8 protein-coding genes are annotated in these 21,057 nt (G+C 68.8%); 5 read left to right on the top strand and 3 right to left on the bottom strand.

What is annotated here, in order from left to right:
- The first annotated feature begins 62 nt into the window (after positions 1-62).
- From ACOI2T_RS01580 to ACOI2T_RS01560, 5 genes are read left to right on the top strand one after another with little or no spacing between them, the layout of a single operon-like run.
- Positions 63-827: a decaprenylphospho-beta-D-erythro-pentofuranosid-2-ulose 2-reductase gene (locus ACOI2T_RS01580; protein ID WP_409504206.1), complete on the top strand. Its 765-nt coding sequence runs from the start codon at positions 63-65 to the stop codon at positions 825-827.
- Positions 827-2,701 carry a galactan 5-O-arabinofuranosyltransferase gene (locus ACOI2T_RS01575; RefSeq protein ID WP_409504205.1) on the top strand — a complete coding sequence of 625 codons (1,875 nt, stop codon included), beginning with the start codon at positions 827-829 and terminating at the stop codon, positions 2,699-2,701. The genes ACOI2T_RS01580 and ACOI2T_RS01575 overlap by 1 nt, the downstream gene beginning before the upstream one ends.
- A complete protein-coding gene (locus tag ACOI2T_RS01570) occupies positions 2,691-5,948 on the top strand; it encodes an arabinosyltransferase domain-containing protein (RefSeq protein WP_085144532.1) in 3,258 nt (1,085 codons plus the stop codon). Before ACOI2T_RS01575 ends, ACOI2T_RS01570 begins: the two co-directional genes overlap by 11 nt.
- Positions 5,949-6,004: 56 nt before the next feature.
- Positions 6,005-9,295: an arabinosyltransferase domain-containing protein gene (locus ACOI2T_RS01565; protein WP_409504204.1), complete on the top strand. Its 3,291-nt coding sequence runs from the start codon at positions 6,005-6,007 to the stop codon at positions 9,293-9,295.
- A complete protein-coding gene (locus ACOI2T_RS01560; RefSeq protein WP_409504203.1) occupies positions 9,295-12,462 on the top strand; it encodes an arabinosyltransferase domain-containing protein in 3,168 nt (1,055 codons plus the stop codon). Before ACOI2T_RS01565 ends, ACOI2T_RS01560 begins: the two co-directional genes overlap by 1 nt.
- A 24-nt stretch (positions 12,463-12,486) precedes the next feature.
- Here ACOI2T_RS01560 and ACOI2T_RS01555 read toward each other — a convergent pair whose 3' ends face one another.
- The 3 genes from ACOI2T_RS01555 to pks13 form a co-directional block, all read right to left on the bottom strand.
- The gene (locus ACOI2T_RS01555) at positions 12,487-13,905 is read right to left on the bottom strand and encodes a phytoene desaturase family protein (protein ID WP_409504202.1); all 1,419 of its coding nucleotides are present in this window, start codon (positions 13,903-13,905) and stop codon (positions 12,487-12,489) included.
- 185 nt (positions 13,906-14,090) lie between these two features.
- Positions 14,091-15,644, bottom strand: a complete 1,554-nt coding sequence (locus ACOI2T_RS01550) for an acyl-CoA carboxylase subunit beta (RefSeq protein ID WP_067855090.1) — start codon at positions 15,642-15,644, stop codon at positions 14,091-14,093.
- A complete protein-coding gene (gene pks13, locus ACOI2T_RS01545; RefSeq protein WP_409504201.1) occupies positions 15,641-21,052 on the bottom strand; it encodes a polyketide synthase Pks13 in 5,412 nt (1,803 codons plus the stop codon). The genes ACOI2T_RS01550 and pks13 overlap by 4 nt, the downstream gene beginning before the upstream one ends.
- Positions 21,053-21,057 lie beyond the last annotated feature (5 nt).

The following is a 21,057-nucleotide window of genomic DNA, read 5'->3' as shown; positions in this document are numbered from 1 at the left end:
GTTGGAGCGGGACTCGCACGGTACCCTCGTCACGATGTCCCCGAGGCTTGGAGCTGCACTAGATGGTGTTCGACGCCGTAGGTAACCCCCAGACGATCCTGCTGCTCGGCGGCACCTCCGAAATCGGGCTGGCGATCTGTGCGCGCTATCTGCGCAATGCCTCGGCCCGAGTCGTGCTGGCCGCGCTGCCCGACGATCCCGGCCGCGACGACGCCGCCGCGCAGATGCGCAACGCGGGCGCCAGTTCGGTCGAGGTGATCGACTTCGACGCCGTCGACACCGACAGTCACCCCGCCGTGATCGAGAAGGCTTTCTCCGGTGGCGATGTGGATGTGGCGATCGTGGCGTTCGGCCTGCTCGGCGACGCCGAGGAACTGTGGCAGAACCAGCGCAAAGCCGTCCAGATCGCCGAAATCAACTACACCGCAGCGGTTTCCGTCGGCGTGCTGCTCGGCGAGAAGATGCGCAAGCAGGGCTGGGGCCAGATCATCGCGATGAGCTCGGCGGCAGGCGAGCGCGTGCGCCGATCCAACTTCGTCTACGGCTCGACCAAGGCCGGGCTCGACGGGTTCTACCTCGGCCTCGGTGAGGCACTGCGGGAGTTCGGGGTCCGGGTGCTCGTCATCCGGCCCGGCCAGGTGCGCACCCGCATGAGCGCCCACGTCAAGGAAGCCCCGCTGACCGTCGACAAGGAGTACGTCGCCGAACTGGCCGTCACGTCGGCGGCGAAAGGCAAAGAACTCGTGTGGGCCCCGGGCGCGTTCCGGTACGTGATGATGGTGTTGCGGCACATCCCGCGACCCATCTTCCGCAAGCTTCCGATCTGATGGGGGCAGCGCCGGCGGGCAGGGCTCTCGGCCAGATGCTGATCGCCGTGCTGATCTCCTCGGCGGTGGCCGGGGTGGCGATCGCGGCGATCGCCCGCGTGGAATGGCCTGCCTACAACACCTCCAACCAGCTGCACGCGCTCACGACCCTGGGCCAGTTCGGTTGCCTGGCAGGCCTGTTCGCCGCCGGACTGATCTGGCGGCGAGGCCGCCGGACCCTGGCCCGGCTGTTCGCGCTGATCTTCCTGTCGGCGTTCTCGGTCGTGACGATCGCGATGCCGCTCGGTGCCACCAAGCTCTATCTGTTCGGCGTATCGGTCGACCAGCAGTTCCGCACCGAGTACCTGACGCGGCTCGCCGACACCCCCGGCCTGCACGACATGACCTACATCGGCCTGCCGCCGTACTACCCGGCGGGCTGGTTCTGGATGGGTGGCCGCATCGCCGCCGCGACCGGCACCCCGGCGTGGGAGATGTTCAAGCCATGGGCGATCGTGTCGATCACGATCGCCGTCGCAATCGCATTCGTGTTGTGGGCGGCGATGATCCGCTTCGAGTACGCGCTGATCGTCACCACCGCGAGCACCGCCGCGATGCTGGCCTACTCGCCCGCCGAACCGTACGCCGCGATCATCACGGTGCTGTTGGCCCCGGTGTTCGTGCTCGCGTGGTCCGGGCTGCGGGGCAAGAGCAGAAGCGGCGGGTGGGCCGCGATCGTCGGCGTCGGCATCTTCCTCGGCGTCGCCGCGCTCTTCTACACCCTGCTGCTCGGCTACGCCGCGTTCACGGTGACCATCATGGCGCTGTGCCTGGCCGTTTCCCGCCGCAGCATCGAACCGCTGCTGCGGCTCGCGGTCATCGCGGTGATCTCCGGGCTGATCGCGCTGCTCACCTGGGCGCCCTACCTGCTGGCCGCGCTGCGCGGCGAGCCCGCAGAGACCGGAACCGCCCAGCACTACCTGCCCGACGCCGGTGCACAGCTGACGTTCCCGATGCTGAGCTTCACGCTGCTCGGCGCACTGTGCATGGTCGGCACGCTGTGGCTCGTGGTCCGGGCGCGCACGTCGACGCGGGCCGGCGCGCTCGCCATCGCCGTGCTCGCGGTGTACGCGTGGTCACTGCTGTCGATGCTCACGACGCTCGTGGGCACGACGTTGCTGTCGTTCCGGTTGCAGCCGACCCTGACCGTATTGCTCACCGCCGCGGGGGCGTTCGGGTTCATCGAGGCGACGCTGGCGATCGCCCGGCGCTATCGGCCAGAGACCGGGCGCCGCGTCGTCCTCGCGGCGACGGCGGTGGGCGCCATCGGAGCGGTCACCTTCAGCCAGGACATCCCCGACGTGCTGCGGCCCGACATCAACGTCGCCTACACCGACACCGACGGCACCGGCCAGCGCGCCGACCGGCGGCCACCCGGCGCCGAGCGCTACTACCGCGAGATCGACGCGAAAATCCTCGAAGTCACCGGCGTGCCCCGCAACCAGACCGTGGTGCTCACAGCCGACTACAGCTTCCTGTCCTTCTACCCCTACTACGGTTTTCAGGGTCTGACGTCGCACTACGCCAACCCGCTCGCCCAATTCGACAAGCGCGCCGATGCCATCGAGGGCTGGGCCACGCTGAGCGACGCCGACCAGTTCGTCAAAGCGCTCGACGAACTGCCGTGGGCGCCGCCGACCGTGTTTCTGATGCGCCACGGCGCGAACGACACCTACACGCTGCGGCTGGCCTCGGACGTGTACCCGAACCAGCCCAACGTGCGCCGCTATCACGTGCAGCTCGACTCCGCGCTGTTCGACGATCCGCGTTTCGAGGTATCCGACATCGGGCCGTTCGTGCTCGCGATCAGGAAGCCCACTCCCGATGGCCATTAGTTCCGGCACCGACGCGCCATTAGCATCAAAGCCCGTGATCGAACGGGGCAGCAATCACCGGACCGCCCGGCTCATCGCGATTGTCGCGGGTTTGCTCGGAGTGCTGATGGCGGTGGCGACGCCGCTGCTGCCAGTCAAGCAGACCACCGCCCAGCTCAACTGGCCGCAGAACGGCGTCTGGCAGAGCGTCAACGCACCGCTGATCGGCTACGTCGCGACCGACCTGACCATCACCGTGCCGTGCCAGGCGGCGGCCGGCCTGGCCGATCCGCGTGACCGCGGCCGGTCGGTGCTGCTGTCGACGGTGCCCAAGCAGGCGCCGAAGGCGATCGACCGCGGTCTGCTGATCGAACGGGTCAACAACGATCTGCTGGTCATCGTCCGCAACACCCCGGTGGTCAGCGCCCCGCTGGACCAGGTGCTCAGCCCGGCCTGCCAGTACCTGACCTTCACGGCCCACGCCGACAAGGTGACCGGCGAGTTCGTCGGTCTCACCCAAGGCCCAGACGACGACGATCCGGGCGAACCGCTGCGCGGCGAGCGCGGCGGCTATGACTTCCGCCCGCAGATCGTCGGCGTCTTCACCGACCTGTCCGGGCCCGCGCCGGACGGTCTGAAGTTCTCGGCCACGATCGACTCCAGATACAGCAGCGCCCCCACGCTGCTCAAGATGCTGGCGATGATCATCGGCGTCGCGATGACCATCATCGCGCTGGGCGCGCTGCACGTGCTCGACACCGCCGACGGGGTACGGCACCGGCGGTTCCTGCCGCCGCGCTGGTGGTCGATGACGCCGCTGGACGGGCTCGTCACCGCGGTGTTGGTGTGGTGGCACTTCGTCGGCGCGAACACCTCCGACGACGGCTACATCCTGACCATGGCCAGGGTGTCCGAGCACGCCGGCTACATGGCGAACTACTACCGCTGGTTCGGCACCCCCGAGGCGCCGTTCGGCTGGTACTACGACCTGCTGGCGCTGTGGGCGCACGTCTCGACGAACAGCGTCTGGATGCGGCTGCCCACCCTGGTGATGGCGCTCGCGTGCTGGTGGGTGATCAGCCGCGAGGTGCTGCCGCGCCTCGGCCACGCGGTGAAGGTCAACCGGGCCGCGGCATGGACGGCCGCGGGCATGTTCCTGGCGTTCTGGCTGCCGCTCAACAACGGGTTGCGGCCCGAGCCCATCATCGCGCTCGGCATCCTGCTGACCTGGTGTTCGGTCGAGCGCGGTGTGGCCACCAACCGCATGCTCCCGGTGGCCATCGCGATCATCATCGGCGCGCTCACGCTGTTCTCGGGCCCGACCGGCATCGCGGCCGTCGGCGCGCTGCTGGTCGCCGTCGGACCGCTGAAAACCATTGTGGCCCGCCATACTTCGCGGTTCGGCTACCTGGCGCTGCTGGCCCCGATCCTCGCGGCCTGCACCGTGACCATCATCCTGATCTTCCGCGACCAGACCCTGGCCGGCGAGATCCAGGCCAGCACCTTCAAGTCTTCGGTCGGGCCGAGCCTGGCGTGGTTCGACGAGCACATCCGCTACTCGCGCCTGTTCACCACGAGCCCGGACGGCTCGGTGGCCCGCCGGTTCGCGGTCTTGACTCTGCTTCTGGCGCTTGCCGTCTCGGTCGCGATGTCGCTGCGCAAGGGGCGCATACCCGGCACCGCGGCCGGGCCGAGCCGGCGCATCGTCGGCATCACGATCATCTCGTTCTTCGCGATGATGTTCACCCCCACCAAGTGGACGCACCACTTCGGCGTGTTCGCCGGGCTCGCCGGATCGCTCGGCGCGCTGGCCGCCGTCGCAGTGATGGCCGCGGCCATGAAATCCCGGCGCAACCGGTCGATGTTCGCCGCCGCGGTGCTGTTCGTGATGGCACTGTCGTTCGCCACCGTCAACGGCTGGTGGTACGTGTCGAACTTCGGTGTGCCGTGGTCGAACTCCTTCCCCGAATGGAAGTTCGGCTTCACCACGATCCTGTTGGGCTTCGCGGTGCTGGCACTGCTCGGCGCGGCGTGGTTCCACTTCAGCGGGCGCGACAAATCGCCGGACGGCCCGCAGCGCCGGTGGCAACGGATACTGCAGTCCCCGCTCGCGATCGCGGCCTGGGTGCTCGTGATGTTCGAAGTGGTGTCGCTGACGCTCGCGATGACCAATCAGTACCCCGCCTGGTCCGTCGGCCGCTCCAACCTGGAAGCGCTCACCGGCAAGGGTTGCGGGCTGGCCGACGACGTCATGGTCGAGGAGAACGCCAACGCGGGCATGCTGACGCCCATCGGCGAACCACCCGGCGAGGCGCTCGGCGCGGTCATCTCGCAGGGCTTCGGCCCCAACGGCATACCGTCCGACGTCTCGGCCGACCCCGTGATGGAACAGCCGGGCTCGGACAACTTCGCCGACACCGACTCCGAAACCGTCACCGGCAGTGAAGTGGGAACCGAGGGCGGGACCACCGCGGCCGCGGGCGTCAACGGATCCCGCGCCCGGCTGCCCTACGGCCTGAACCCGGCCACCACACCCGTGCTCGGCAGCTGGCGGGCGGGCACCCAGCAGCCCGCGGTCATGCGCTCGGCGTGGTACCGGCTGCCCGATCGCGACCAGGCCGGACCGCTGCTCGTGGTCGCGGCGGCCGGACGCTTCGATCCCGGCGAGGTCGTGGTCCAGTGGGCCACCGACGAGGGCGCCGCCGCCAACAAACCGGGCGGCGGCATCGGGTTCGCCGACGTCGGCGCCGCCCCGGCCTGGCGCAACCTGCGTGCGCCGCTGGCCGCCATCCCGAGCGAGGCCACCCAGATCCGCTTGGTGGCCACCGACGACGACCTCGCACCGCAACACTGGATCGCGCTGACGCCGCCGCGCATCCCGCAACTGCGCACGCTGCAGGAAGTGGTCGGCTCATCCGATCCGGTGCTGCTCGACTGGCTCGTCGGCCTGGCGTTCCCGTGCCAGCGGCCCTTCGGCCACCAGTACGGCGTGACCGAGGTGCCCAAGTGGCGGATCCTGCCGGACCGGTTCGGCGCCGAGGCCAACTCCCCGGTGATGGACTACCTCGGCGGCGGCCCGCTGGGCATCTCCGAACTGCTACTGCGGCCATCGAGCGTGCCGACCTATCTCAAGGACGACTGGTTCCGTGACTGGGGCTCGCTGCAGCGGTTGACGCCGTGGTACCCGAATGCCGAACCGGCCCGCCTCGACCTCGGGACGGCCACGCGCAGCGGACTGTGGAGCCCCGCGCCGCTGCGGCTGAGCTGAGCCGGGTCGGCAGGGGAAACCGGTCTTCACATGTGGGTCGCCTACGATCGACCCTCGTGCCGGGCGATGAACAGCGTGAGCGAACAGCAGACAGCGCAGCGAACAAGCCGTCCCGCATCGCACGCCTGATCGCCGTCATCGCCGGCATCGCTGGTGTGTTGTTGTGCGGATTGGTTCCGCTGTTGCCGGTCGAGCAGACCACCGCGACGGTCCTGTGGCCGCAGGGCACCGGGGCGGACGGCAACATCACCGACGTCACCGCGCCGCTCGTGGCGGGGGCGCCCAAAGCGCTCGACGTCGCGATCCCGTGCCGCACCGTCGCCACGCTGCCCGCCGACGGCGGGGTGGTGTTCTCCACCAACCCCGCGGGCGGTATCGAAGCCGGCCGCAACGGCATGTTCGTCCGCGCCAACGCCGACGTCGTCTACGTCGCATTCCGCGACACCGTCGCCGCGGTCGCCCCCAGGGACGCGGTGAACTCCGGCGCATGCAGCGAGATCCGGGTGTGGGCCAACGTCGGGGCCGTCGGCGCCGACTTCGTCGGCATCCCCGGCGCGACCGGAACCCTGCCCGTCGACAAGCGGCCGCAGGTGTCGGGCCTGTTCACCGATCTGGCCGTGGCGCCGCAGCCGGGCCTGTCCGCGCGGGTCGACGTCGATACGCGGTTCATCACCTCACCCGGCGCGCTCAAGCTGCTCGTGATGGTGCTCGGCGTCGGCTGTGTGATCGCCTCGATCGTGGCGCTGTTCCTGCTCGACCGCATATCCGGCCGACGGCCGCCGCGCAGCCGCCGCCGGGTCGGCCTGTGGACCTGGCTGACCGACGCCGGCGTCATCGGCGGCCTGCTCGCGTGGCACGTTGTGGGCGCCCTGTCCTCCGACGACGGCTACAACCTCACGATCGCTCGCGTCTCCGCCGAGGCCGGCTACTCGGCCAACTACTACCGGTACTTCGGCGCCACCGAAGCCCCGTTCGACTGGTATCAGAGCGTGTTGGCGCACCTCGCCGCGATCAGCACCGACAGCGTCTGGATGCGCCTGCCCGCGACCGCGGCCGCGATCGCGACGTGGCTCATCATCAGCCGCGCCGTCCTGCCGAGAATCGGCAGGCGCGTCGCGGCCAACCGCGTCGCGGTGTTGACGGCGGGCGCGACGTTCCTCGCCGCGTGGCTGCCGTTCAACAACGGCCTGCGGCCCGAACCGCTCATCGCGTTCGCGGTCGTCGCGGTGTGGATGCTCGTCGAGTACACCATCGGCACCCGGCGGCTGTGGCCCGCCGCGATCGCGATCGTCATCGCGATGTTCTCCGTCACCCTCGCGCCGCAGGGCCTGATCGCACTCGCCCCGCTGTTCGTCGGCGCCCGCGCGATCGGGCGCATCGTCGGTGAGCGCCGCGCCCGCGACGGGATCCTCGCCTCGCTTGCCCCGCTCGCGGCGTCGGCGGCGCTGGTTTTCGTGATCGTGTTCCGCGACCAGACGCTCGCCACCGTCGCCGAATCGGTGCGCATCAAATATGTCGTCGGGCCGACCATCCCCTGGTACCAGGAATTCCTGCGGTACTACTTCCTCACGGTCGAGGACAGTGTCGACGGCTCGCTGACCCGCCGGTTCGCGGTGCTGGTGCTGCTGCTGTGCGTGTTCGGCGTGATCATGGTGCTGCTGCGCCGCGGCCGGGTGCCCGGTGCCGTGAGCGGACCGGTGTGGCGGCTCGCCGGTACGACAGCCATCGGGCTGCTGCTGCTGACGCTCACCCCGACGAAGTGGGCCGTGCAGTTCGGTGCCTTCGCCGGCCTGGCGGGTGCGCTCGGCGGTGTCACGGCCTTCGCGTTCGCCCGGGTCGGCCTGCACAGCCGCCGCAACCTGGCGCTGTACGTCACCGCGCTGCTGTTCATCCTCGCCTGGGCGACCTCGGGCCTCAACGGCTGGTTCTACGTCGGCAACTACGGCGTGCCGTGGTTCGACAAGCAGCCCGTCATCGTCGGCTTCCCGGTCACCACGATCTTCCTGGTGCTCGCGATCGCGGGCGGCCTGCTCGCCGGCTGGCTGCACTTCCGGATGGACTACGCCGGGCACACCGAGGTCGCCGACACCGGGCGCAACCGCGCGCTGGCGTCGACCCCGCTGCTCATCGTGGCGACCATCATGGTGGTGCTGGAGCTCGGCTCGATGCTCAAGGCGACGGTCGGCCGCTACCCCGTCTACACCACCGGCGCGGCCAACCTGGCGGCGCTGCGGTCGGGGTTGTCGGAGGACAGTTGCGCCATGGCCGATGCCGTACTGGTCGAGGCCGACACCAACGCGGGCATGCTGCAGCCCGTCCCCGGGCAGCGGTTCGGCGAATACGGCCCGCTCGGCGGTGAGGATCCCGTCGGATTCACCCCGAACGGCGTCAGCGACACGCTCGAGCCCGCCGAACCCGTCGCGGCCAACCCCGGCACCGTGAACTCCGACGGCCCGGTCGACAAACCCAACATCGGCATCGGCTACACCGCGGGCACGGGCGGCGGCTACGGCCCCGAGGGCGTCAACGGATCGCGGGTGTTCCTGCCGTTCGGTCTCGACCCCAAGCGCACGCCCGTGATGGGCAGCTTCGACGAGAACACCGTGGCCGCCAAGGCCACGTCGTCCTGGTACCAGTTGCCGCCGCGCACACCGGACCGGCCGCTCGTGACCGTCGCCGCGGCAGGCGCGATCTGGTACTACGAGGAAGACGGGTCGTTCAACTACGGCCAGTCGCTCAAGCTGCAGTGGGGCGTGCACCGGCCCGACGGCTCCTACCAGGCGCTCAACGAGGTGCAACCGATCGACATCTTCCAGCAGAAGGCGTGGCGCAACCTGCGCTTCCCGCTGACCACGGCGCCGCCCGAGGCCAACGTCGCCCGCATCGTCGCCGACGACCCGAACCTGTCCGAGGACCAGTGGTTCGCCTTCACGCCGCCGCGCGTGCCGGTGCTGCAGACCGCGCAGCAGTTCCTCGGCAGCCAGACGCCCGTGTTGATGGACATCGCGACCGCCGCGAACTTCCCGTGCCAGCGGCCGTTCGCCGAACGTCTCGGTGTCGCCGAGCTACCGGAGTACCGCATCATCCCGAACTTCAAGCAGATGGTGGCCTCGTCCAACCAGTGGCAGTCGGCCGCCGACGGCGGGCCGTTCCTGTTCATCCAGGCGCTGCTGCGGACCGAGGCGATCCCGACGTATCTGCGCGACGACTGGTATCGCGACTGGGGTTCGCTCGAGCGCTACATCCGGGTGGTGCCGCAGGATCGGGCGCCCAACGCCGTCATCGAGGAAGGATCGACGCGAGTGTTCGGTTGGAGTCGCGGCGGACCGATCAGGGCGCTGCCGTGATGAAAGACGTGAAGATCGCGCGCTGGGTCGCCACGATCGCAGGCCTGCTCGGGTTCGTGCTCGCCGTGGCCGTCCCGCTGCTGCCCGTCACGCAGACCACGGCGACGCTGAACTGGCCACAGCAGGGACAACTGGCCAATGTCACGGCGCCGTTGATCACCCAGGCCCCGGTGAGCCTGCGCGCGACGGTGCCGTGCTCGGTGGTCCGGGACATGCCCGCCGACGGCGGCCTCGTGTTCGGCACCGCACCCGAGGAGGGCCGCGACGCCGCGCTCAACGCGATGCTCGTCAACGTCTCGGAATCGCGCGTCGATGTGATCGTGCGCAACGTCCCGGTGGCCAGCGTGCCCCGCGACCGCGTGGCCGGCCCGGCCTGCCAGCGCATCGAGATCACGTCGAGCACCGACGGCACGTACGCCGAGTTCGTCGGCCTGAACAAGGCCGACGGATCTCCGCAACGCACCGGCTACGCCGACCCGAACCTGCGCCCCGCGATCGTCGGCGTGTTCACCGACCTGACCGGCGCTGCGCCACAAGGGCTCTCGGTATCGGCCGAGATCGACACCCGGTTCACGACCCACCCGACGCCGCTCAAGCTCGCGGCGATGCTGCTGGCGATCGTCTCGACCGTCATCGCGCTGCTCGCCCTGTGGCGTCTTGACCAGCTCGACGGTCACCGCATGCACCGGCTGATCCCGACCCGCTGGCGCACCCTCACCGCGGTCGACGGCGTCGTCGTCGGCGGGTTCCTGGCGTGGTACGTCATCGGCGCCAACTCGTCCGACGACGGCTACATCCTGCAGATGGCGCGCACCGCCGACCATGCCGGCTACATGGCCAACTACTTCCGCTGGTTCGGCAGCCCAGAGGACCCGTTCGGCTGGTACTACAACCTGCTGGCCTTGATGACCCATATCAGCGACGCCAGCATCTGGATCCGGCTGCCTGACCTCGTCTGCGCCCTGGTCTGCTGGCTGCTGCTGTCTCGTGAGGTGGTGCCGCGACTAGGGCCCGCCGTGTCGGGCAGCAGGCCCGCGCTGTGGGCCGCCGGCCTCGTCCTGCTGGGCGCGTGGATGCCGTTCAACAACGGTCTTCGGCCCGAAGGCCAGATCGCGACGGGCGCGCTGATCACCTATGTGCTGATCGAACGTGCCGTCACCTCGGGCCGGCTGAGCCCGGCCGCGCTCGCGATCACGACGGCCGCGTTCACCCTCGGCATCCAACCGACCGGCCTGATCGCCGTCGCGGCGCTGCTCGCGGGCGGCAGGCCGATCCTGCGCATCCTGATGCGGCGGCGCCGCATGGTCGGGACGTGGCCGCTCGTCGCACCGCTGCTGGCCGCGGGCACCGTGATCCTGGCCGTGGTGTTCGCCGACCAGACGCTGGCAACGGTGTTGGAAGCCACCAGGATTCGCACGGCGATCGGGCCCAGCCAGGAATGGTGGACCGAGAACCTGCGCTACTACTACCTGATCCTGCCCACGACCGACGGCGCGATCTCACGGCGCGTGGCATTCGTGTTCACCGCGATGTGCCTGTTCCCGTCGCTGTTCATGATGTTGCGGCGCAAGCGGGTCGCCGGTGTGGCACGAGGCCCGGCGTGGCGGCTGATGGGCATCATCTTCGCCACCATGTTCTTCCTGATGTTCACGCCCACCAAGTGGATTCACCACTTCGGGCTGTTCGCCGCCGTGGGCGGTGCGATGGCGGCACTCACCACCGTGCTGGTCTCACCGGCCGTGCTGAGGTCGGCGCGAAACCGGATGGCGTTCCTGGCGCTCGTGTTCTTCGTGCTGGCGTTCTGCTTCGCGTCGACCAACGGCTGGTGGTACGTCTCGAACTTCGGTGCGCCGTTCAACACTTCGGTGCCCGAGTTCGGCGGTGTCACGGTCAGTGCGGTCTTCTTCGCGCTGTCGGCCATCGCGGCGCTGTGGGCGTTCTGGATCCACCTGACCGACCGCGGTGACTCCAAGTTGGTCGACCGGCTCACCGCCGCGCCCGTCCCGATCGCTGCCGGCTTCATGGTCGTCGTCTTCATCGCGTCCATGGTGATCGGCGTCGTGCGTCAATACCCGACCTACTCCAACGGGTGGGCCAACATCCGCGCGTTCGCGGGTGGCTGCGGCCTGGCCGACGACGTCCTGGTCGAACCGGACTCCAACTCGGGCTTCCTGCAGGCGATGCCGGGCAACTACGGTCCGCTCGGGCCGCTGGGCGGCGAGAACCCGGCAGGCTTCTCCCCCAACGGCGTTCCCGACCGGATCATCGCCGAGGCCATCAGGCTCAACAACCCGCAGCCCGGCACCGACTACGACTGGAACCAGTCCATCAAGCTGGACACGCCAGGCATCAACGGCTCCACCGTGCCGCTGCCCTACGGCCTCGACCCGGCACGCGTCCCGGTCGCAGGCACGTATTCGCTTGGGGCACAGCAGGAGAGCAAGCTCGCCTCGGCGTGGTATGAGCTGCCCGCACCCGACGACTCCCACCCCCTCGTGGTGATCACGGCCGCGGGCACGATCACGGGAACCAGTGTCGCCGAGGGTCTGACGACCGCTCAGACCGTCGAACTCGAATACGCCCGCCGCGGGCCGGACGGTGCTCCGGTGCCCGCGGGCCGGGTCAAACCGTTCGACGTCGGCCCCACGCCGTCCTGGCGCAACCTGCGCTACCCGCGCGCCGAGATCCCCACCGACGCGGTCGCGGTACGCGTGATCGCCGAGGACCTGTCGCTGAGCCAGGGGGACTGGATCGCCGTCACACCGCCGCGCGTGCCCGAGGTGCGGTCGGTGCAGGAGTACATCGGCTCCGAGCAGCCCGTGCTGATGGACTGGGCGGTCGGACTCGCGTTCCCGTGCCAGCAGCCCATGCTGCACGCCAACGGCGTCACCGACATACCCAAGTTCCGGATCTCGCCCGACTACTACGCCAAGCTGCAGAGCACCGACACGTGGCAGGACGGCATCAACGGCGGCCTGCTGGGCATCACCGACCTGCTGCTGCGGGCCTCGGTGATGTCGACGTACCTGTCGAACGACTGGGGCCAGGACTGGGGCTCACTGCGCAGGTTCGACACGATCGTCGACGCCGAGCCGGCCCAGATCGAACTCGGTGAGTCCACCCACAGCGGGCTGTACAAGCCGGGCCGCATCCGGATCGGTCCGTAGCCCCGTACGGTCGAGGCATGAGATCTAGCGGGTGCGCAGGTACTTCAACGCTTGCGCCGCCGCGTTCGCACCGCACATACCGTGGGCACCCGGGCCCGGCGGGGTGGCGGCCGAGCAGATATAGGTGCCCGGTAACCCGACCGAGTAGGGGCTCAGCGTGGGACGCGGGCCGAACACGAGTTGTCTGACGTCCTTGGCGCCCGTGCAGATGTCACCGCCGACGTAATTGGCGTTGTACACCGACATCTCGGTGGTCGAGCGCACGGCGGTTCCGACGATCCGCTCGCGGAAGCCGGGAGCGAACCGCTCGAACTGAGCGATCATCGCGTCCGTGGCGTCACCGGTATAGCCATGCGGCACATGGGCATAGGCGTACACCGGGTTGACGTCGCCCGCCGAGCGGCCCGGATCGGCCACGTACTGCTGGCCGACCAGGACGAACGGGCGCTGCGGCATGCGGCCCGCGTGGATGTCGCGTTCGGTCGCCGCGATCTCGTCGATGTCACCGCCCAGGTGAACCGTCCCGGCGCGGCCGACGTGCGGGTTGGTCCACGGCACCGGGCCTTCTAGCGCGAAGTCCACCTTGAAAGCGCCTGGACCGTAACGGAACCGGCGATAACCACGGGCGGTGCGGCGCGGCAGCCGGTCGCCGAGAATGTCTGCGACCGCGGTCGGCGTGAGATCGAACATCGTGATGTCGGCGGGCGGAAGATCCGCGGCCGACGCGACCCGGACGCCCGTCTGCACCTTGCCGCCGGCATCGGCCAGTGCGGCCGCCAACGCATCGGTGATCGACTGCGATCCGCCCTCGGCAACCGCCCAGCCGTGCCGGTGCCCGGCCGTGATGATGCCCAGCCCGATCGCCGACGTCATCGGGTAGTGCAACGGCCGGAAGGTATGTGCGGCAACGCCGCCGAACAAAGCCCTCGCCCGCGGCGTGCGGAACGCCCGGGCGAACACCGCTGCGGGCAGAAGCGTCGGCGCACCGAACCGGGCCAGTGCGAGCGGGTGTTTGGGTATCCGCAGCAGCGGGCCCATGATGTCGTCGGCGAGCGTGTCGAAACGCGCGGACGGGCCGCCGAACAACATGCGCCACCGTGCGCCGTCGGAACCGAGACCCGCGGCGGTGTCGTCGACGCTGCGGTACAACAGCCCCGCGTCACCGCCATCGAGTGGGTGCGCACAGTCGATGTCGGGCCAGCGCCACCGCAAGCCGTGGCGCTGCAGGTCCAGGCCCGCGAGAAAGGCCGATCCGACGGCCATCGGGTGAATCGCCGCGCAGTCGTCATGGATCAGGCCGGGAACAATGCCCTCGCTCGAGCGCACTCCGCCGCCGACCGTGTCCGCGGCTTCGAGGACGGTGACCTCGACACCGTTGACCGCCAACGTGATTGCGGCCGCGAGCCCGTTCGGCCCGCCGCCGACCACGACCGCTGCGCTCATGGGCGATCCCCCTTCGCCGTCACTCCAGAGCACTCTAGCGGCCCGTGCGCCCAGCCAACCCGCCAGAGCTGTGGAGAACTTGTGGATCGTTTTCCGGCGGTGCGCCGACACCGCAGCTCAGCGGCAGCGCAGGCGAATTACACGCTTGTGAGTAACGGCGTGGGAAGAACGCCCACCGCAAACGGCTAGATCGGGAGCAGGCCGTGCTTGCGCTGCACACGGCCGTGCTTCTGCTTGTCGCGCAACAGATGAAGCGACTTGCGCAGCAGCAGCCGGGTCTCGTGCGGCTGGATGACGGCGTCGATGAATCCGCGCTCGGCCGCGATCCACGGCGTGGCCATGTTCTCGTTGTAGCCCTTGATGAAGTCGTCGCGGATCTTGCGCACCTCGGGCGCGGTTGGATCCGGGAAGCGCTTCACCAGCAGCTGCGCCGCGCCCTCGGCGCCGATCACCGCGATACGCGCGGTCGGCCACGCGAAGTTGAGATCCGCCGACAGCTGCTTGGAGCCCATCACCGCGTACGCGCCACCGTAGGACTTGCGGATCGTGATGGTGACCTTCGGGACGTCGGCCTCCACGACGGCGTTGAGGAACCGGCCGCCGCGTTTGATGATGCCGCCCTTCTCCTGCTCGACACCGGGCAGGAAGCCGGGGGTGTCGACCACGAAGATCAACGGCAGGTTGTAGGAGTCGCAGAACCGGACGAACCCGGCCGCCTTGTCCGAAGCCTCGTTGTCGATGGCGCCCGACATGTGCATGGGCTGGTTGGCGATGACCCCGACCGGATACCCGTCGACCCGCGCGAACGCGGTGATCATCGACTGCCCGCGCTGCGCAGCCACGTCGAACACGTCGCCGTCGTCGAAGATGCGCAGCAGGATCTCGTGCATGTCGTAGGCCATGTTGTCGGCGTCCGGCACGATCGAATCGAGCTCGAGATCGTGCGGCGTGATCTCCGGTTCCAGGCCAGGGTTGACGATCGGTGCGTCGTCAAAAGTGTTGGCCGGCAGGAAGCTCAGGTAATCGCGGACGTACTGGAAGGCGGCCTTCTCGTCCTCGACCACCTGGTGGATGTTGCCGTACCGCGCCTGGGCGTCAGCGCCGCCGAGCTCGTCGAGGCTGACGTCCTCACCCGTCACGTCCTTGATGACGTCCGGACCCGTCACGAACATGTAGCCCTGGTCGCGCACCGCGACCACGAGGTCGGTCTGGATCGGCGAATACACCGCTCCGCCTGCGCATTTGCCGAGGATGATCGAGATCTCCGGCACGAAGCCGCGCAGCAGTTCGTGGCGCCTGCCCAGTTCGGCGTACCAGGCCAGCGAGGTCACCGCGTCCTGGATGCGCGCGCCACCGGAGTCGTTGATGCCGATCATCGGGCAGCCGACCATGGCCACCCACTCCATGAGCCGGGCGACCTTGCGGCCGAACATCTCGCCGACCGTGCCCTGGAACACCGTCTGGTCGTGGCTGAACACGCCGACCGGGCGGCCGTTGATCGTGCCGTGGCCCGTGACGACGCCGTCGCCGAACAGCGCGTTGGGATCGCCGGGCGTCTTGCAGAGCGCGCCGATCTCCAGGAAGCTGCCAGGATCGAGCAGTGCGTGGATGCGGGCCCGCGCGCTGGGGATACCCTTCTTCTCCCGCTTCGCGACGGCCTTCTCACCGCCGGGTTCCTTTGCCAGTTCGAGCTTTTCGCGGAGTTCGGCCAGCAGCTCGGCAGTGGTCTTGTTCGTCACTTGTGCTCGCTCTCAGCTTCGATACGGTTGAGCGCCTCGCTCATATGCGCACCCACTTTGGCAATGTACGGCTCGTCGATGGCCTGGATGTGCTCACCCCCGATGTGCACAACCTCGAGGTCCGACGCGTATTCGCCCCAGCCGCCATCGGGCTGACGCGTCGCGTACGCGGGCTCGAACACGATCGCGTCATCGTGATAGCGGTCGGCCATGTAGAGCGTGACATGCCCGTCGTAGGGCTTCATCTCCACGGTGTCGAGCGCGCGGTTGTCGAGGTAGGACGTGCGCTGGTGCTCGATGATCCCGCCGGGGATCTGCACACCGCTCTCCTTGACGACCTCGAGGACGAACTTGACCTGGCCCTCGTCGTCGAGCTTCTCCAGTTCCTCGTAAGGGATCTCGGGCACCTCGACGTTGAACGTACGCTCGGCGAACCGCGCGTAGCGGTCCCAGCGGGCGCGCATGCCTTCCTTCGACTGGTCGATCGGCTCGCCGGGGCGCACCGTGTCGATCAGCCCGACGAACCGCACGTCGGCGCCGGACTGCTTGAGCCCGATCGCACACGCGTAAGCCAGTGCCCCACCGAGCGACCAGCCGGCCAGCACGAACGGACCCTTGTGCATCTCCAGCAGTTTCGGCACGTATTCGGCCGCGCGCTCCTCGACGGAGCCCTCGACGCGCTCGATGCCGTAGATCGGGGTGTCGGCAGGCAACCGCTTCATGAGCGGCTCATAGACCACCGTCGACCCGCCCGCCGGATGGAAGACGAAGACGGGGACATGCGACGAGCCCTCTTTCGGCGCCCGCAGCGTGCGGACGAACCCGTCGACCACACCTTCCTCGAGCTGATCGCGAACGGTGCTCGACAACTCCTCGATGGTCTTGGCCGACTTCACGTCGTCGACCGTGATGATGCCCTCGGCACGCTCCGACAGGCGTTCGGCCATCTTGGTCGCGGTCGCATCGTCGATCGCGGGCAGCTCGTTGAAGATGCCGCCCGGCGACTTGCCGGTGACGATCGCCCACGTCGCGAACGTGACCCGCTCGGCGGCATCCCGCGGCGGCACGTCGGCGCCGAGTGCCTCGGTAACGGCCTCCTGGGTCAGCACCTTGGCGGCAGCCGCGGCGGCGGTCGCCTTGTTCGGGCCGGACGGGCCCGAGGGATCCGTCGGCGGCGGCGGGACTGCCGGGCCGCTGGGATCAGTTGGCGGCGGCGGGATCTCGAGCTTCAACTCCCCGTCGTCGGCAGGCGACTCGGCCGCCTTGTCCGCGGCAATGGGATGCCCGGCCTCGGAGAGCTTGGCCTCGACCTCGGCGACACTCGACGCCCCGCCGAGAAGCTCGGCCTGCTCAGCGGCAATCTGCTCGGCCGTCTTGCCCTTCTGGGACTCGGCGAGCTGATCCACCTCGTCGCGATGCTCGATCGCGTACTTGATGAGCTCCTCGACGTTGTAGAGGTTGGCGTCGCGCACCGCGGTCAGCTGGATCGGCGGCAGGTCGAAGTCGTACTCGACACGGTTCTTGATGCGGACCGCCATCAGCGAATCGAGACCGAGCTCGATCAGCGGCACCTCCCACGGCAGGTCCTCTGGCTCGTAACCCATTGCGGCGCCGACGATGGTGCCGAGCCGCTGCGCGACGGTCTCACCCGAATCCGGTGACCACTTCTGGAACTCGGCGCCCATGCCGGCTCCGGATGTCAGGTTGTCGTGCAGGATTTCGGCATCCTGCTCGGGCTCGGGCTCGGTAACCGCGGCGACCTCGGTGGCAGCGGTGGCGGCACCGACCGCGGTCGGCAGCGCCGCCGCGGCACCGCCACGGGTCACGATCGCGTCGTAGACGAGCGTGAAGGATTCCTCGATGCGCGCATGCACCTGCACGGTCGCACCGCCGGGATGACGCGTCAGCGTCGTGACCAGCCGCGCGCCATCGGCGGGCACCGCGCGCTGCTCGAACGCCGTCAGCTTGGCATCCGGAAGCACCTGCGCGGCAGCGGCTTTGACGAGCGCGGCCAGATCGGCGGCACCCTTCGGCACGTACTCCCACACGTGTTTGCCGTCCGGCGTCGCGACGTGGTTGCCCGGCATGACCGCCGAGCTGTCACCGGTGAAGTGCGCATCGAGCCAGTGCTGCTTGCGCTTGAACCGCGTCGGCGGGATGTTGGCGAAGTCCAGCGCCCCGGCCAGCCCGGTCGACCGGCGCGGGAACAGGGTCCGGAAGTCGATGTCGTGGCCGTGCACGTACAGCTGTGCCATGGCCGAGATCATCGAGGCGACCTCGTCCTGCTTGCGGGCGAGCGTCGGAATGAGCTGCGCGTCGTGCAGACCCGCCGACGCCGTCGTCAGCCCGACCTGCATGAGCGCCACCGGGTTCGGCGCGAGCTCGAGGAACGTGGTGTGGCCGTTGTCGACGGCGTTGCGGATGCCGTGCGTGAAGTAGACGCTGTGGCGCAGCCCCTTCTTCCAGTAGTCCACGTCATGGATCGGCTCCGAGCCCGCGCGGATGAGGCGGCCTTCGTGCACGGTCGAGAAGTACGCCGTCTCAAGCGGTTTCGGCTCGATGCCCTGCAGTTCGGCGGCCAACTCGCCGAGCAGCGGATCCATCTGCTGGGTGTGGCTGGCGCCCTTGGTCTGGAACTTGCGGGCGAACTTGCCCTCCGACTCGGCGCGCGCGATGATCGCGTCGACCTGGTCGGGCGGACCGCCGATGACCGTCTGGTTCGGTGCCGCGTAGACGCACACCTCCAGGTCCGGGTAGTCGGAGAACACCGTCTTGATCTCGTCGGCGGAGTACTCCACCAGCGCCATCAGCCGGATGTACTCGCCGAACAGCATCGCCTCGCCCTCACCCATCAGGTGGGCACGCGAGCAGATGGTGCGCGTCGCGTCGGCCAGCGACAGGCCGCCGGAGAAGTAGGCCGCGGCCGCTTCACCGAGTGACTGGCCCACCACCGCAGCGGGTTTCGCGCCGTGGTGGCGGAGCAGTTCACCGAGCGCGATCTGGATGGCGAAGATCACCAACTGGACCACTTCGATGGGATATTCGCACGTGGCGTCGGTGTAGTCGACGGAGTCGTCGAGGATCAGCTCGAGGATCGAATAGCCGCGCTCGTCCTGGATCAACGCGTCGACCTTGTCGATCCACTCGGCGAAAACGGGCTCGCGCAGGTAGAGACTCTTGCCCATCTTGCGGTGCTGGGCACCGAATCCGGCGAGCACCCACACCGGTCCGTTGGTCACCGGGCCGTCGGCGGTGATCACGCTCGGATGCTGCTTGCCCTCGGCCAGCGCGCGCAGGCCCTTGATCGCCTCGTCGTGGTCGTGGGCCAACACCACTGCGCGGGACCGGCCGTGGTTGCGCCGCGACAGCGACCGCCCGATCGATTCGAGCGACGACGCGCGGCCTTCCGCGCTGTCGATCCAGTCGGCGAGCTCAGCCGCCGCAGCCTTCTTGCGCGAGGTCAGGAATGCCGAAACAGCGAGCGGGACAACCTTCTTCGTCGGCTCGGCCGCCTCAGCCGCCTCGAGTTCCGCGCGGGCGACCTCGAGCAGGCGCTTGGCTTCGTCGGTCAGCCCGGGCAGTTCGTGGCCGGCCTCGTCGTAGGACGGGTAGCCGTCGCCATCGCCGGACTCCTCGTCGTCGTGGATGAACTCGCCGTACTCGTCCATCCGCACACCGCCCACGTAAACGGCGTTGGCATCGCCGGAGGCCGACTTGTCCTCGGACACTTCGGGTTCGGGCTCGGGCTCGACGAGATCGCTCGGCAGCACCTCACGCAGCACCAGGTGGGCGTTGGCGCCGCCGAAGCCGAAGCCCGAAACACCGGTGATGGCGTGCCCGCTGTAGCGCGGCCAATCCGAGACGGTGTCGTTGACCTTGAGGTGTTCCTTATCGAAGTCGATGTAGGGGTTGGGCCCCGCGTAGTTGATCGACGGCGGCAGCTTGTCGTTGGCGAGCGACAGCGTCATCTTGGCCAGGCTCGCCGCACCCGCGGCCGACTCCAGATGGCCCACATTGGATTTCACCGCGCCCAGCAGCGCAGGCTTGTCGGCGGCGCGGCCACGGCCGACCACGCGGCCCAGTGCGTCGGCCTCGATCGGGTCGCCCAGGATCGTGCCGGTGCCGTGCGCCTCGATGTAGTCGACGTCGCGCGGATTGATGCCGGCGTCCTTGTAGGCCTTGCGCAGCACCTCGGCCTGCGCGTCGGGGTTGGGCGCCAACAGGCCGTTGGACCGGCCGTCGTGGTTGACCGCGCTGCCCGCGATGACCGCAAGGATCTGATCGCCGTCGCGGCGGGCATCGGAGACGCGCTTGAGAATCAGCATGCCGCCGCCCTCGGAACGCGCGTAGCCGTCGGCATCCGACGAGAACGACTTGATCCGGCCGTCGGACGCCAGCACGCCACCGACCTCGTCGAAACCGACCGTCACGAGCGGTGTGATCAACGCGTTGACACCGCCGACGACCGCGACGTCGGCCTCACCGGCCCGCAGCGCCTGCACGCCCTGATGCGCGGCCACAAGCGAACTCGAGCACGCGGTGTCGACCGACACCGAGGGCCCGCGGAAGTCGTAGAAGTACGAGACGCGGTTGGCGATGATCGAACTCGCCGTACCGGTGATCGCGTACGGGTGCGCGACCGACGGGTCGCTCATCGCCAGGAAGCTGTAGTCGTTGGTCGAATTGCCGATGTACACACCGACACTCGTGCCGCGCAGGCTCGACGCGGGGATCCGCGCGTGCTCGAGCGCCTCCCACGTGAGCTCGAGCGCCATGCGCTGCTGCGGGTCGATGTTGTCGGCTTCCATCTTCGACAGCGCGAAGAACTCGGAGTCGAAACCCTTGATGTCGGACAGGTATCCGCCGCGCGTGCGGGCCTTGGCGACCCGCTCGGCGATGCGCGGCTCGTCGAGGAACTCCTCCCACCGGCCCTCGGGCAGGTCGGTGATGCAGTCCTTCCCGGCGAGCAGGGCCTCCCACATCTCGTCCGGGCTGTTCAGGTCGCCGGGGAAGCGGGTTGCGACGCCGACGATCGCGATGTCCTCGACATCGCGGTCACGCGACCAGTCCTCGTCGTCGGGGTTGAATTCGACCTCCGGTTCACCCTCGATGATCACGGTGGCCAGCGACTCGATCGTCGGGTGACGGAACGCCACCGTGGCGGTCAGCGTGACACCGGTGAGGTCCTCGATGTCGCTGGCCATGGCGACCGCGTCACGCGAGGACAGGCCGAGTTCGACCATCGCGGTGGACTCGTCGATCGCGTCGGGTGACTGCCCGGTCGCGTTGGCGACCCACTTGCGCAGCCACTCGCGCATCTCGGCGACGCTCATGTCCGGGCGCGAGGCCGGCGCAGCCGCAGGCTCGGTGGCCTCTGGAAGATTCGAATCGTTCTGTGTTTCATCCATTTTCA

The sequence above is a fragment of the Mycolicibacterium wolinskyi str. Jessa 2025 genome, assembly GCF_049241375.1.
Lineage (GTDB): Bacteria > Actinomycetota > Actinomycetes > Mycobacteriales > Mycobacteriaceae > Mycobacterium > Mycobacterium wolinskyi.
The sequence above is the reverse complement of the archived record's forward strand: the minus strand, read 5'-3'. Positions and strand labels throughout refer to the sequence as shown.

What these genes read in the sequence shown, in the direction of transcription:
- ACOI2T_RS01575 (WP_409504205.1), top strand. Translation starts at nt 827, where the DNA reads ATGGGGGCAGCGCCGGCGGGCAGGGCTCTCGGCCAGATGCTGATCGCC.
- ACOI2T_RS01580 (WP_409504206.1), top strand. Translation starts at nt 63, where the DNA reads ATGGTGTTCGACGCCGTAGGTAACCCCCAGACGATCCTGCTGCTCGGC.
- ACOI2T_RS01560 (WP_409504203.1), top strand. Translation starts at nt 9,295, where the DNA reads ATGAAAGACGTGAAGATCGCGCGCTGGGTCGCCACGATCGCAGGCCTG.
- ACOI2T_RS01555 (WP_409504202.1), bottom strand. Translation starts at nt 13,905, where the DNA reads ATGAGCGCAGCGGTCGTGGTCGGCGGCGGGCCGAACGGGCTCGCGGCC.
- ACOI2T_RS01570 (WP_085144532.1), top strand. Translation starts at nt 2,691, where the DNA reads ATGGCCATTAGTTCCGGCACCGACGCGCCATTAGCATCAAAGCCCGTG.
- pks13 (WP_409504201.1), bottom strand. Translation starts at nt 21,052, where the DNA reads ATGGATGAAACACAGAACGATTCGAATCTTCCAGAGGCCACCGAGCCT.